This window comes from Streptomyces sp. 1331.2, assembly GCF_900199205.1.
GTDB lineage: Bacteria > Actinomycetota > Actinomycetes > Streptomycetales > Streptomycetaceae > Kitasatospora.
Map to the genome: position 1 here is coordinate 1,036,509 of NZ_OBMJ01000001.1, position 14,023 is coordinate 1,050,531.

A 14,023-nucleotide genomic window follows, 5' to 3' on the forward strand; every position below is an offset into this window, starting at 1 on the left:
ATCTCAGCACCGCCGCGTCAACTCCCCCCACAATCAGTGCTCGAACCACAAGCGCCCCCGCCCTCCGCTGCACCGGGAGTCCGATGTCTGACGACACCTCACTTCAGATCCCGTTCCCGCACCGCCGCAGTCCGCACGGCACGTACGCCACCGCACGGCACCGCGACTGGCTGATCCGCCATCCGCTGCTCCAAGACGCCGACCACCCCGGTTACGCGCACTGGGAGGTGGTGGACCTCGCCGCGCTCGGCTACCCGGACGCCGGACCGGACGAACTCGCCCTGGCTGCCGACCTGATGGGCTTCTACTTCCTCTTCGACGACCAGTTCGACGGCCCGCTCGGCCGCCGCCCCTCCGAGGTCGCCCCGATCTGCGAACGCCTGATCGCCGTCCTGCACGGCGCCCGCCCCGACCGGGGCTCCCCGGTCGAGACCGCCTTCGCCGACCTCTGGAACCGCAGCGCGCACGGCATGGCCGCGCGCTGGCAGGCGCGCGCGGCCTACAACTGGGAGTACTACCTGGCCAGTCACCCCGCCGAGGCGGCCGGCCGAATCTCCACCCGGCCCCCCGACCGGGACGGCTACCTCGAACTCAGACGGGGCACCGCGGCGATGGAGACCATCTTCGACATGGTCGAACGACTGGGTCAGTTCGAGGTCCCCGCCGCCGTCCTGCACCACCCGGTGCTGCGTCAACTCCGCCAGCTGGCGGCCGACATACCGTCACTGAGCAACGACGTGCGGTCCTACCCGCTGGAGGCGCCGCGCGGGGACGTCAACAACCTGGTGATGATCGTCCAGCGCGAGCGCCGCTGCACGGCCGAGGAGGCCTGCGCCGCGGTCATCGCGGAGGCCCAGCTGATGGTCGAGCGCTGCGCCGAATTGCACGGCCGACTCCCCGACGTCTACCGGGAGTTGGGCCTGTCACGGATCGAACGCACGATCGCCCAGCGGTACGCGGACGGGCTGCTCACCTGGCTGGCCGGCTACCTCAGCTGGGAGGCGCGCACCGGCCGCTACCACTCCGTCTGACGTCCGCCGCCCCCAGCTCTCAGCCCTCCGCCCGGCGCGCGGGGCCGGCCGGAACGCCGGAGACGACCGGCCCGCCGGGAGCGAGCGGAACGCGCACCCTCCGTACGGGCCGGACGTACGGACCGTAGCCGCGCGCGCGTCCGACGGCTATCGTGCTCGACGGCGGACGCCCCGACCGGGAGTCCGACCCTGTGCGTGTCCAGCCCCTCCCGCCGGGCCGCCCCCGACCGGGCGGTCCGGCGCGCCGTCTCCGGCCCTCCCGCCGGACGGCGCCCGACGACGCGAGGAGACACCAAGAGCATGACGGTCTACCAGCCCCCCGGCGCGCCCGGCAGCATCGTCGCCTACCGCTCCCGGTACGAGCACTGGATAGCCGGCGGATGGACGCCCCCGGTGCGCGGCGAGTACTTCGGCAACCCGACGCCGGTCACCGGCGAGGTGTTCACCGAGGTCGCCCGCGGCACCGCCGAGGACATCGAGGCCGCCCTGGACGCGGCCCACGCCGCCGCCCCCGCCTGGGGCCGTACCCCGGCCCCCGAGCGGGCCCAGGTGCTGCTGCGCATCGCCGACCGGATCGAGGCCAACCTGGAGCAGCTGGCCGTCGCGGAGAGCTGGGAGAACGGCAAGCCGGTGCGCGAGACGCTGGCCGCCGACCTCCCGCTGGCCGTGGACCACCTGCGGTACTTCGCCGGTGCGCTGCGCGCCCAGGAGGGCGGCCTCTCCCAGCTGGACGAGGACACCGTGGCGTACCACTTCCACGAGCCGCTGGGCGTGGTCGGCCAGATCATCCCGTGGAACTTCCCGATCCTGATGGCGATCTGGAAGCTCGCCCCGGCGCTCGCGGCCGGCAACGCGGTGGTGCTCAAGCCCGCCGAGCAGACCCCGGCCTCGGTGCTGCTGCTCGCCGAACTGACCGCCGACCTGCTGCCGCCCGGTGTGCTCAACATCGTCACCGGCTTCGGCGAGGAGGCGGGCGCCCCGCTCTCCGCCAGCCCGCGGATCCGCAAGCTCGCCTTCACCGGCGAGACCGGCACCGGCCGGCTGATCGCCCGCGCGGCGGCCGACAACCTGATCCCGGTCACCCTGGAGCTCGGCGGCAAGAGCCCCAACCTGTTCTTCGCGGACGTCGCCGACGCCTCGGACGCCTTCTACGACAAGGCCGTCGAGGGTTTCGCGATGTTCGCCCTCAACCAGGGCGAGGTCTGCACCTGCCCCAGCCGGGCGCTGATCGACTCCGCGATCTACGAGCGGCTGCTCGGCGACGGCCTGGAGCGGGTCCGCGCGATGCGCCAGGGCAACCCGCTGGACACCGAGACCCAGGTCGGTGCGCAGGCCAGTGTCGAACAGCTGAAGAAGATCCTCTCCTACTTCGAGATCGGCCGGGCCGAGGGCGCCAGGGTGCTCACCGGCGGCGAGCGCGCCGACCTCGGCGGCTCCCTGGCCGACGGGTACTACGTGACGCCGACCGTCTTCGAGGGCGACAACGCGATGCGGGTCTTCCAGGAGGAGATCTTCGGACCGGTGGTCTCGGTGACCCGCTTCGACGGCTTCGACCAGGCCGTCTCCCTCGCCAACGACACCCAGTACGGGCTCGGCGCCGGCGTGTGGACCCGCGACCTCAACACCGCCCACCGGGCCGGGCGCGCCATCCAGGCGGGCCGGGTCTGGACCAACTGCTACCACGCCTACCCGGCCCATGCGGCCTTCGGCGGCTACAAGAACTCCGGCATCGGGCGGGAGAACCACAAGGCCCTGCTGGAGCACTACCAGCAGACCAAGAACCTGCTGGTCAGCTACTCCCCCGACGCGGTCGGCTTCTTCTAGGGCGGGTCCCCCGCAGAGGGCGGCGGGGCCCCGAACGGGTCAGGTCCCCCCGAACAGAGCGGGTTCCCCCGAAAGTGTGAAGCGGGAGACCGGTTCCGGTCTCCCGCTTCACCGCCACTCCCCGCGGCGGGCATGAGAGCAAAACGGCTTTTTCGGGATCTAAGCACATGAATCCTGCTATTTATCCCGACGCGCCGTCGACATTCCCGGACGAACCCCGCGAACGCCTTAGAACAGGACTCCCCGAACCCCCTCATCACCAGGAGTCCCGCATGACCATCGCCGTCTCCAAGCTCTCCGACCCGGCGGTCCGCGCCTTCGTCACCGCGATCAACGCGGGCGACCGCCAGGCCTTCGACGCGACCCTCACCCCCGGCGCGACCATGTCCGACGACGGCTCCGACCGCGACCTGGCGGACTGGACGGAGCGTGAGATCTTCGGCGCCGGCGGCCGGATGGCCGTCCAGACCGAGTCGGACGGCGGCCACGCCCTGATCGCCAACTTCACCAACGACACCTGGGGTGAGATGCGCACCGCCTGGCGTTTCACCGTCGACGGCGGGAAGATCAGCCGCTTCGAGACCGGCCAGGCGTAGGGCCCGCCAGACGTAGGGCCGTCCAGGCGCACGACCGGCCAGGCGTACGGCCCGGCCAGTGGACCTTGCCGGACAGGCCCTTGCGCCCGCGACTCAGGACAGCCCCAGGCACCCCCGCACCGCGCGGATCAGGTTCCGTGAACGGACGTCCCCGGTCACGCCCGGCTGCATGCCGTTGGTGACGTAGCCGAAGCCCAGCCCCAGCTCCGGGTCGGCGAAGCCCAGCGAGCCGCCCCGGCCGGGGTGGCCGAAGCTCGCCGGGGAGGCCATCGGCGCGGTCGGGCCGTGCCGCCAGAAGCCCAGGCCGAAGGTGGAGTTGACGATCAGCACCCGGTCCGGCCCGCTGACCGCCGGTTCGACCGCACGGGCCAGCACCTCGGGCCCCAGTAGCGGCGGCAGCAGCACGCCGGAGCCGTCGGGACGGTCCGCCGCCCCGATCAGCGCCGCGTAGAAGCGGGCCAGCGAGCGGGCGGTGCCGATGCCGCCGCCGCCGGGGATCTCGGCGGCCTGCACCGCCGGATCGTTCATGTCCACCCCGGGGCGCACCGAGGCGAAGGCCCGCGCGGTCAGCGAGGTCGGATCCTGGTAGGCGTCCCGGACGGACTGCTTGGGCCGCAGCCGCAGCCCGCTCGGGCCGGTCCGGGCCGCCTCCGGGGCGGGCAGGTCGACCAGCTTGCCGACTCGCGGTGCGGCCCCGGCCGGCAGCCCGATCCACAGGTCCAGCCCGAGCGGCCGGGCGACCTCCTCGGCGAAGTACTGTCCGATCGTCCGACCGGTCACCCGCCGCACCACCTCGCCGACCAACCAGCCGAAGGTGTACGGGTGGTAGCCGTGCGCCGTCCCCGGCTCCCAGGCGGGGGCCTGGGCGGCCACCGCGGCGACCGCGCGCTCCCAGGTGAGCACGTCCTCCAGCCGCAGCGGCACGTCCAGCGCGGGCACCCCGGCCTCGTGCGAGAGCAGCCAGCGCACCGGCACCCCACCCTTGCCCTGCGCGGCGAACTCCGGCCAGTACGAGGCCACCGGCGCGTCCAGGTCGAGCAGGCCGCGCTCGACGGCCAGCAGCGCGGCGGTCGCGGTCATCCCCTTGGTCGCCGAGCGCAGCACCTGCGCGGTGTCCGCCGTCCACGGCACCGCCGGCGCGGGCCGCCCACCCACCTCGGGCCGGGCGTCACCGCCCCACAGGTCGACCACCTTGCGGCCGCGCACGTACAGTGCGAAGGCCGCACCGAGCTCGCCGTACTCCGCGAAGTTCCGTGCGAACGCCGCTCGCACGGGCTCGAACCCCTCGGCCGTCTCGCCCCAGATCTCCACCACCGCGCGCCGCCTCCAGCCGTCCTGACCGTCATCGTCCGTCGTAGTCCGCCCATTGTTCGAAAGTTCGTGGGAATCCGTTCGAGCCGGGCCCCGAAACCCTAACCTGTCCCCCATGACCAACCCTGCCGAAGAACTGCTGGACGTCGTCGACGAGCACGACCGGGTGATCGGGACCGCCCTGCGCGGAGAGGTCTACCGGCGCGGTCTGATCCACCGCTGTGTCTTCATCCTGGTCCGCGACCCGGCCGGGCGGATCTTCGTCCACCGCCGCACCGACACCAAGCTGTTCGCCCCCGGCGCCCACGACATGTTCGTCGGCGGCGTGGTCGGCTCCGGCGAGAGCTACGCCGAGGCCGCCGTCCGTGAGGCCGAGGAGGAGCTCGGCGTCCACGGCATCGTCCCGCGCCCGCTGTTCAAGTTCCTCTTCCGGGAGCCCGACGGCGGCAAGCTCGCCTGGTGGTGCGACATGTACGAGGCGGAGTGGGACGGCCCGGTCTCCCCGCAGGAGTCCGAGGTCGCCTGGCACGCCTGGCTCACCCCCGACGAACTCGCCGACCGCCTCACCCGCGACACCTTCGTCCCCGACGGCCTCGACGCCTACCGCCGCTACCTGGACTTCCGGGCCGCGTAGGGCGTGCCTTGTGGATCTTGTCGGATCAGGCCGCATGGGCCGCCGGACGACCGCCGGATAGGGTGGCGCGCATGGCCTCCCGCACGCCGTCCCCGACGGCCGACCGCGCAGCACGGACCTCCGCACCCGGCCGGGCGGCGGCCGGTGAGCGGCCGCGCCGCCGGCTGAGCGTGGACGAACGCCGGGAGCAGCTGATCGCGGTCGCCCTGGAGCTGTTCAGCCGGCGCCCGCCGGAGGAGGTGTCGATCGACGACATCGCCGCCGCCGCGGGCGCCTCCCGGCCGCTCGTCTACCACTACTTCCCCGGCAAGCAGGCACTGTACGAGGAGTCGCTGCGCCGGGCCGGGCAGGAGCTGTCGGCCCGCTTCGAGGAGCCCATGGAGGGGCCGCTCTCGGAGCGGCTGTACCGGGTGATGGGCCGCTACCTGGACTTCGTGCAGAGCCACGGCCCCGGCTTCGCCGCGCTGCTGCGGGGCGGCTCGGTGGCGGCCAGCGCGGACACCTCGGCGGTGATCGACGACGTGCGCCGGGCCGCCCAGGAACAGATCCTGGCCCATCTGACCGTCCCCTCGCCCAGCCCCGGACTGCGGCTGACCGTCCGGGCCTGGATCGCCAACGCCGAGATCACCTCGCTGGAGTGGCTGGGCGAGCGCTCGGTGCCGCTGGAGGAGCTGCAGCTGCACCTGGTGCAGGAGTTCGTCGCGGCGCTCACCCTCACCGCCGCCCGGGAGCCGGCGCTCGCGGTCGAACTGGCCTCCTTCCTCGCGGACGAGCACCCGCAGGGGCCGACCGGTCGCCTGGTTCGGGACCTCGCCGGGCTGTTCGCCGTCCCGGGGATCCTCGACGCGGTCACCGCGCTCGGCACGGGATCCCCGGACGAACCGACGCCGTAGGCGGTGCGCACGGCAGCGCTCCCGCTCCCGGTGGTGGTCACGACGAGGGGCGGCCCGATCGTCCGAGTGATCATCGAATGACCCTTCGGTTCGGTCAGGACGGTGGCCTCTGATAGGAATGGGCGGGGATCTGACGGCGCGCCGCCACGGCGCGCCCGACCCCACCCGAACCACCGAACCACCGATCGCAGACGGAGCAGAGCGGGGGGCTCACCAGTTGACCCAGGACGTCCAGTTCAGTGCGGAGGCCAACCCCTTCGCGGCAGCCGAGCAGGTCTGTGCGACCCTCGGCACGCTCACCGACGCCCTCTTCGACGAGCACACCTCGCGCCACCCGGCGGCCACGCTGAGCGCCGTGCGCCCGGCCGGCCACCCCGCCGCCGAGGCGCTGTTCGGCCTGCCGCTGGCACCCAACGGGCCGGTGCACGCCGCGCTCGACCGGCTCGGCACGGTGATCACCGCCGGCACCGCACGACCGGGCACCGGCGCGCCGCTCGCCGACCGGGTGATCACCGCCCTGCAGGCCCGTTACGGCGGCGGAGCCGTGCGCGGGGCCATCGCCGACCGGGGCACCACCTCGGCCGCACTGTTCCAGCTGCCGGTCACCGGCGAGTTCGCCGACGCCAAGCTGCGCCCGCCGTTCGCCCCCGCGCTGGCCGCGCTGGCTGCCGGGCAGCAGACCCGGCAGCCGGTCGAACTGCCCACCGGCGCGGGCGCCGAGGTCCGACTGGTCGTCCCGACCGGCTTCCACCCGCTGACCTCCCCGGGCGGGCCCCCGGGAGTCTCCGCCCGTACGGTGCCCGCGCTGCGCACCGAGGCCGAGCAGCCCGGCGCGGCCCGGACCGACGCGGCCCGGACCGACGAGGCCCGGACCGACGGAGCCGTCCCCGCCACGGTGGCGGCGGCCGAGGAGCTGACCGGACACCTGGCCGAGGTCGCCGAGGAGCTGTTCAGCGGCACCGGCCGCGAACCGCGCCGCGACTTCGCGGTGATCTCCGCCACCCTGGCCGACCTGATCCACGACGCGGGCGTCGTGTACGCGGGCGTCTGCGCGCTGGAACGGGACGGCCGTACCTCGGACGCCGCCCTCGTCGTCTCGCTCGCCCGGCACCCGCTGCCGATCACCGCGCTCGCCACCGAGCTGGCCACCGTCCGACGGCACGCCGAGGTGTGGACGGTCCTGCTGCCGGCGGGCCCGGCCGCCGTCCTGGTCGAAGGGCGGACCGTCCCGGTGCCCGGGCCGCTGGCCGCCGACGGACAGCGACGCTGGGTCGTCACCTCGGCAGTCCAGGCGTTCGTCCCGCTGCCGGATGGCGGGACGGTGCTCTGCGCGCAGCTGTCCACGGCACGGCCGGAGGACTGGGAGCTGTACACCGAGGCGTTCGCGGAGCTGCTGAAGAGCATCCAGTTCGGGTGGGACGGCGAGCCCGCCCCGGCTCCGAGCTTCACTTCCGTTCCCGCTGCCGCCTCCGTGCCCGTCGAGGCGGTCTCCGAGCGGGCGACTGCGGAGGAGGAGGCGGTGGAAGCGACGGAGGAGGAGCCGGACGAGCTGCCGGTGCACCTGCGCGGCACGCCGGTACGGGTACCGCCCGCGGACTTCAACCCGTTCGCCCCGGTCTCCGACGAGCCCGCCGCCGAGGCCGTGGCGACCGAGCAGGACGCCCCGCGCAAGGGCACCCCGGTGATGATCCCGCCGCCGGACTTCAACCCCTTCGCCATGCCGAACCTCCCGTCCACGCCGACCGAGCAGCCGCACCCGGCGCCCGCGGCCGCCGACCCCTTCGGCACCACCGTCTCGGCCGAGCAGAAGAACGACCCGTTCGGCACCACCCTCGCCCAGGGCCCCGCCGTTCCTCCGCCGCCCTCGACCCCGCCGGTCGTTCCGGCCCCGACTCCGGCGCCCGCTGCGGACGAGGAGGCGCCCCCGCGCAAGGGCACCCCGGTGATGATCCCGCCGCCGGACTTCAACCCCTTCGCCATGCCGAACCTCCCGTCCACGCCGGCGGAGGAGCCCCAGGCCGCGGCCGAGGCGGAGCCGGCACCGGAGCACCGCCCGTTCGGGTAACAGATGGCAGGTAACAGGTAACAGGTTTCAGATTTCAGATTTTGTTCGCTGAAATCTGAAATCTGTTACCTGAAATCTGTCGGCTGAAATCTGTCAGCCGTTACCCGTTACCTGGTCAGCCACCCGCCGCCGCACCCCGGAACTCCCGGGTGATCCGCCGGGTGGACGGCACCCGTGCCCCCGGCGCCAACTCCCCTGCCGCGCTGCGCCGTCGGAGCTCGGCCGCGATCCGCTCCGAGGCAGTCCCGCTCTCAGCCACCGGCCACCACCGTCTCCGCCCGACCCCCAACTTCGCCCGGCGACAAGCCCGATGGAGCGGTCATCGCCAACCACCCGGCGCACCGGCCGAGTTCACCCTCAGCTCGCGCGCCGAGCCAGGTGCACCACGTCCGGCACCCCGCGCGACACCGGGATCTCGTGCGTCGCCACGTCCGAGAACCCGGCTGCCCGCAGCGCCTCCTCGAAGGCCGACGACGGCTGCGCGCTCCACACCGCCAGCACCCCGCCCGGCCGCAGCCGGTGCCAGAGCACCGCGAGCCCGTCCGCGCCGTACAGCCCGTTGTTGGATTCGGTGACGGTCCAGTCCGGCCCGTTGTCGATGTCCAGGCACAGTGCGTCGTAGCGCTCGCCGTCCGCCGCCGCGAGGTACTCCAACAGGTCGGTGTGGAGCACCGCGACCCGCTCGTCGTCGAGCGCGCCGCCCGAGAAGGCGCCGAGCGGGCCGTTCCGGTGCCAGTCGATGATCGCGGTCTCCCGCTCGACGATGGCGATCCGTCCCCAGCGCGGTTCGGCCACCGCGTACGCCAGCGAGAAGCCGACGCCGAGGCCGCCGATCAGCACCGACGGCCGGTCGACCCGCCCGCCGGTCCGGTCCAGCTCGTCCAGCGCGGCCTGGATCAGCAGCCGCTCCGAGCGTCCGTCGGCGGTGTCCATCAGGAAGCAGCCGTTGGCGATGATCTCGAAGTGCCGACCGCGCTGTCGCAGCACCACCTCTCCGAAGGGTCCTTCCCGTCGGTCGAGCGTGACGACGGCCTCGGGGCCGTCCCGCTCGGGCAGTGCGGTGGTCATCCGTCCTCCTCGGCGGACTCGGGCGAACCCACGCGGAGCTCGAACCGACTCGAAACCGGGTCGAAACCCGCTCGAACCGGCTCGAACCAAGCCGAACCAAGCCGAACCGACTCGCGCTGGCTCGGACGAACTCGCGTGAACTCGAAGGAACTCGGGTGGACCCGCCTGCCGAACCGCCCCGGTACGAGCACCGGACCGTCCTGGTGCGGACGAGTACCCGCCCGACAATAGCCGAGTCCGGGACCGCTCCCGTCAGGTCGTGATCAGCACCCCGGCGTAGGAGACGCCCGCGACGACCACCCAGGAGCCGAGTCCGAGCAGGGCGATCCGCCCACCGGTCCGGATCATGGTCGGCAGGTGCACCGCACTGCCGAGCCCGAACAACGCGGCGGCCAGCAGCAGTTCCTGGGCGTCCCCGGCCAGGCCGAGCGCCCGCCCGGGCAGCACACCGGTGGTCCGCAGCACGATCATCGCGAGGAACCCCGCGACGAACAGCGGCACGATCGGCGGCCGGCTGCCGGTCTTCACCGAGTTCTCGGCCCCACCCGGGCCCCCGGCCGCGTTCCCGGCCCCACCCGTGCCCCGGACCCCCGCCATCCCCTGCCGGCTCCGCCGCAGGTTCCGCCGCACCGCCACGGCCACCCCCGCGACCAGCGGCGCCAGCAACACCACCCGCATCAGCTTGACCAGCACCGCCTCCCGCAGCGCCCCCGCCCCGCCGGTCTGCGCGGTGGCGACCACCTGCCCGACGTCGTGCACGCTCGCGCCGACCCAGCGCCCGAACTCCACCTCGCCGAGCCCGAGCGGCTGCTGGAGCAGCGGCAGGACGGCGATCGCCAGCGTCCCGCACAGGGTGACCAGCGCCACCGAGGCCGCGACGTCCTCCTCCTCGCTGCCCGCCGCCTGGCTGACCGCGCCGATTGCCGAGGCGCCGCAGATCGAGTACCCGGTGGCGACCAGCAGCGGCTGGTCCCCGGGCAGGCCGAGCTTCCGGCCCAGCCAGAGCGTCCCCGCGAAGGTGGCGGCGACCACCGCGAGCACCATGGCGACGGTGGCCCAGCCGAGGCCGAGCACGTCGTCCAGGCTGAGCTTGAGCCCGAGCAGGACGATCCCGAGCCGCATCAGCCGTTTCCCGGCCATGGAGAGCCCCGGCCGGGCGACCCCGCGGACCACCGGCTGCAGTCCCGGCAGGTGGGCCGCCGCCATGCCGAGCACCACGGCGGCGGTGAGCTTGGGCACCGCCGGCACCACCGCGTGGACGCCGACGGCGGCCGCCACCCCGAGGGCCGCGAGCAGCAGCCCGGGCGCGTCCCCGCGCATCGGGGGCAGCGAGCTGGTGCGCAGCGAGCGGGTGCGGGCGGTGCGCTGCTTGAGGGTGACTGCCACGCCGCCGCTCACTGCTCCTGGTCGGCGGGGAGTCGGTAGACCCGCCGGATGCTGGTGCCGAGCCGCGAGACGTCCGCGCCGTACACGTGGATGGAGATGGCCGTGCTGCTGCAGGCGTTGCGCACCAGGTGGATGTCGCCGGGCGGGGCGAAGGCGGCGACGGTGCCGGCCGGGCCGGCCACGTGCTCGGTCTCGACCAGCCGGGCGGTGCGGCCGTCGGAGACCAGCCGGTAGCGGGTCTCGCTCTCCTGGCCCCGGTGGACGCCGGCCACGCACCAGGACACGTGGTCGTGGATCGGGGTCTGCTGTCCGGGCAGCCAGACCAGGGCGACGACGGAGAAGCTGCCGTCCTCCTCGGCGTGCAGGACGTGCTGGCGGTAGCGCTGCGGGTCGCCCTCGCACTGGGCGGGGGTGAGCAGCGCGTCGGGTCCGTCCTGGTCGGCGAGCAGGTGGGGGGCGAGGCGCTCGCCGACCAGGTAGGCGGTGAGCTCCGGGGGCAGTCCTCGGTCCACGACGGCGCGGATCTCACTGATCAGCGCCGTCATCCGCTCGGTGAGCCGGTCGGTGAGCCGGTCGTGGGCGACCGTGGCTGGGGGTGTCATGTCAGCAGGTTCGGATCTACCGACCTATCACGTCCAAGGAGGGTTCGTAAGCGTTACCCCTACCTCGCCTTATGGATCAGCACCCCACCCTGCTCGCTGCCGCCTGCCGCAGGTGGTCCAGCACCAGTCCGGTGGCCGGGATGCGGCGGTGTTCGCGCAGCACGTACGCACTCACCTGCCGCCGCAGGTGCGGCTCGACGGCCCGGCCGGTGACCTTGCGGTGGCACATGAAGGAGAGCACCAGTGCGGGCATCAGGGCGATCCCGACCCCGGCGGCGACGAGGGACTGCACCGCGAGGTTGTCGTCGGTGGAGAAGACGATGTCCGGTGCGAAGCCCTCCTCCGCGCACACGTGCAGCAGGTTGGCCCGGCATCGCGGGCAGCCGGCGATCCAGCGCTCGCCGTCGAGGTCGGCGAGCCGCACGGCGTGCCGGCGGCCGAGCGGGTGCCCGACCGGCAGCAGCACCGTGAGCAGGTCCTCCATCAGCGGGATCTCGTCCAGTCCGTCCGGCACCTCGGTGGCCACGCCCGGGTAGCGGAAGGCCAGCGCGATGTCGCACTCCCCGCGCAGCAGCCGCTGGACGGAGTCCGGCGGCTCGGCCTCCAGCAGTTCGACCCGCACGCCGGGGTGCTCGGCCAGCAGCCGGGCCATCGCCTCGGGTATCAGGGTCGCATTGGCGCTGGGGAAGGCGCAGACCCGGACCCGCCCGGCGCGCAGCCGGGCGAGCGCGGCGAGCTGCTGCTGGGCGGCGGACATGCTGCCGAGGATGACCTCGGCGTGCCGGGAGAGCGCCTCGCCCGCCTCGGTGAGCCGCAGCCCGCGCCCGGCACGGGTGAACAGCGGGACGCCGACGGTGCGTTCGAGGGCCTTCATCTGCTGGGTGATGGCGGGCTGGGTGTAGCCGAGTTCCCGGGCGGCGGCCGAGTACGAACCGGCCCGTACGACCTCGTGGAAGGTCCTGATGTGTCGCGAGTCGAACACCGGCTCCATGGCCCCTCCGCCCCTCGTCCGCTGCAGCCTCGCAATCATAAGAGGAATTTGGAGCCTGCGGACCTAACCCCATCCACACCTATGGTTAAGAACCGAACCATCCTTCTCACTGCTGCGCCGACGGCGGCAGCCCCATCGCCACCCCGGCCTTGACCACCGGCGCCCCGCCCCGCATGCTCGGGCTGCGCCGGCTGCGCTTCTCGACGAAGCGGGCGAGCCAGGAGAGCAGCAGACACATGCCGATGTAGATCGGCGCGATCACGATCACCACCGGGATGAACGGCAGGTCGTAGTCCAGGTTGGTGGCGATCAGCTTGCCCGCGTGCAGGAACTCCTCGTAGGTGATCAGGAAGCCCAGCGAGGTGTCCTTCAGGGCGACCACCAGCTGACTGATGATGGCCGGCAGCATCGCCCGGTTGGCCTGCGGCACCAGCACGTTCGCCATCACCTGGGTCTTGCGCATGCCCAGCGCGTACGCCGCCTCCCGCTGCCCCGCGGGCACCGCGAGCACGCCGGCCCGGAACACCTCGGCCAGCACCGAACCGTTGTAGAGCACCAGTCCGGCCACCAGCGCCCAGAGCGGCTGCACCTTGAGGGCGACGAACACGAAGAAGATCATCACCAGCAGCGGCATGGCCCGGAAGAACTCGACCACCAGCGTGGAGAACCAGCGCACCACCCGGTGGTCGGACAGCCGCCCGGCCGCGAACAGCGCGCCGAAGGGCAGCGCGAACAGCACCGTCCAGCCGAAGGCCCGCAGGGTGTTGCCGAGCCCGCGCAGCAGCAGGTCCTGGACGCCCCGGTACGCGAAGGGCTGCCACTTGGCGTACGTGAACTGGTGGGTGTGGAACAGCATGTAGACGACCCAGGCGACCACGCCCGCGATCACCAGCAGCGCGATCCCGCCGTACAGCCGGTGGCGGGCGAGCGCCTTCGGGCCGGGGATGTCGTACAGCGCCGAGGATTCAACGGTCATCGGGACACCGCCACTCGTCGTTCCAGCAGGTTGAAGACGGCGCTGATGGCCAGGGTGATGATCAGGTAGCCGACGGCGATCCAGACGAAGGTCCAGACGATGCTGTAGCCCAGTTCGTTGATGGTCCGGTAGGTGCCCAGCAGTTCAGTGACGCTGAACGAGCCGGCGATCGCCGTGTTCTTCGCCAGCGCGATCATCACACTGCCGATCGGCGCCACCACCGAGCGGTACGCCTGCGGCAGCACCACCAGGCTCATCGTCTGCCCGAAGCTCATGCCGAGGCTGCGGGCCGCCTCGCCCTGCCCGGTCGGCACGGTGTTGACGCCCGAGCGCATCGCCTCGCAGACGAAGGCCGAGGTGTAGCAGCCCAGCGCGAGCACCGCGAAGGTGTAGAAGGGCAGGGTGATGTCGAACCGGGGCAGGCCCAGCACCACGATGAAGAACAGCAGGGTCAGCGGCGTGTTGCGCAGCACCGTGACCCAGGCCGTCCCGAACACCCGCAGCGGTCTGACCGGCGAGACCCGGAAGCTCGCGATCAGCACCCCCAGCACCAGCGACAGCACGGCGCTCACAGCGAACAGCGAGAGCGTGCCGAGGAAGCCCTCCCAGTAGGTCGACCAGTTGTCGGTCAGCGTTTTCACGGCGC

The 14,023-nt window shown here is 72.8% G+C and carries 13 protein-coding genes; 6 read left to right on the forward strand and 7 right to left on the reverse strand.

What is annotated here, in order from left to right:
- The first annotated feature begins 83 nt into the window (after positions 1-83).
- From CRP52_RS04460 to CRP52_RS04470, 3 genes are all read left to right on the forward strand, one after another.
- Positions 84-1,031, forward strand: coding sequence for a terpene synthase family protein (locus tag CRP52_RS04460; RefSeq protein WP_097235188.1), 948 nt, complete (start codon positions 84-86; stop codon positions 1,029-1,031).
- A gap of 300 nt (positions 1,032-1,331) precedes the next feature.
- Positions 1,332-2,855, forward strand: coding sequence for an acetaldehyde dehydrogenase ExaC (gene exaC / locus CRP52_RS04465; protein WP_097235189.1), 1,524 nt, complete (start codon positions 1,332-1,334; stop codon positions 2,853-2,855).
- Positions 2,856-3,127: 272 nt separating this feature from the next.
- Positions 3,128-3,451 carry a nuclear transport factor 2 family protein gene (locus tag CRP52_RS04470; protein ID WP_097235190.1) on the forward strand — a complete coding sequence of 108 codons (324 nt, stop codon included), beginning with the start codon at positions 3,128-3,130 and terminating at the stop codon, positions 3,449-3,451.
- Positions 3,452-3,544: 93 nt separating this feature from the next.
- Here the strand turns inward: CRP52_RS04470 and CRP52_RS04475 are convergent, their stop codons facing one another.
- Positions 3,545-4,765 carry a serine hydrolase domain-containing protein gene (locus CRP52_RS04475; protein ID WP_257032280.1) on the reverse strand — a complete coding sequence of 407 codons (1,221 nt, stop codon included), beginning with the start codon at positions 4,763-4,765 and terminating at the stop codon, positions 3,545-3,547.
- A gap of 112 nt (positions 4,766-4,877) precedes the next feature.
- Here CRP52_RS04475 and CRP52_RS04480 point away from each other — a divergent pair, with 112 nt between their 5' ends.
- The 3 genes from CRP52_RS04480 (at position 4,878) to CRP52_RS38035 (ending at position 8,354) form a co-directional block, all read left to right on the forward strand.
- Entirely contained in the window at positions 4,878-5,396 is a 519-nt protein-coding gene (locus tag CRP52_RS04480) for an NUDIX hydrolase (protein ID WP_097235192.1), read from the forward strand.
- Positions 5,397-5,467: 71 nt separating this feature from the next.
- Positions 5,468-6,289: a TetR/AcrR family transcriptional regulator gene (locus tag CRP52_RS04485; protein WP_097235193.1), complete on the forward strand. Its 822-nt coding sequence runs from the start codon at positions 5,468-5,470 to the stop codon at positions 6,287-6,289.
- A gap of 217 nt (positions 6,290-6,506) precedes the next feature.
- A complete protein-coding gene (locus CRP52_RS38035; protein WP_097235194.1) occupies positions 6,507-8,354 on the forward strand; it encodes a hypothetical protein in 1,848 nt (615 codons plus the stop codon).
- Between the two features lie 357 nt (positions 8,355-8,711).
- Here CRP52_RS38035 and CRP52_RS04500 read toward each other — a convergent pair whose 3' ends face one another.
- The 6 genes from CRP52_RS04500 to CRP52_RS04525 all read right to left on the reverse strand — a co-directional run bounded on the left by CRP52_RS04500 (position 8,712) and on the right by CRP52_RS04525 (position 14,018).
- Entirely contained in the window at positions 8,712-9,422 is a 711-nt protein-coding gene (locus CRP52_RS04500) for a spermidine synthase (protein WP_097235195.1), read from the reverse strand.
- A gap of 252 nt (positions 9,423-9,674) precedes the next feature.
- The gene (locus tag CRP52_RS04505; RefSeq protein ID WP_097239826.1) at positions 9,675-10,742 is read right to left on the reverse strand and encodes a YeiH family protein; all 1,068 of its coding nucleotides are present in this window, start codon (positions 10,740-10,742) and stop codon (positions 9,675-9,677) included.
- Between the two features lie 74 nt (positions 10,743-10,816).
- Positions 10,817-11,410 (reverse strand): cysteine dioxygenase family protein, encoded by a 594-nt coding sequence (locus tag CRP52_RS04510; RefSeq protein ID WP_097235196.1) that lies wholly within the window; start codon positions 11,408-11,410, stop codon positions 10,817-10,819.
- Positions 11,411-11,486: 76 nt separating this feature from the next.
- Complete coding sequence (locus tag CRP52_RS04515; protein ID WP_097239827.1) at positions 11,487-12,392, reverse strand: LysR family transcriptional regulator; 906 nt, start codon at positions 12,390-12,392, stop codon at positions 11,487-11,489.
- A gap of 115 nt (positions 12,393-12,507) precedes the next feature.
- Entirely contained in the window at positions 12,508-13,377 is an 870-nt protein-coding gene (locus tag CRP52_RS04520; RefSeq protein ID WP_097235197.1) for an amino acid ABC transporter permease, read from the reverse strand.
- Positions 13,374-14,018, reverse strand: coding sequence for an amino acid ABC transporter permease (locus CRP52_RS04525; RefSeq protein ID WP_097235198.1), 645 nt, complete (start codon positions 14,016-14,018; stop codon positions 13,374-13,376). Before CRP52_RS04525 ends, CRP52_RS04520 begins: the two co-directional genes overlap by 4 nt.
- Positions 14,019-14,023: the final 5 nt, after the last annotated feature.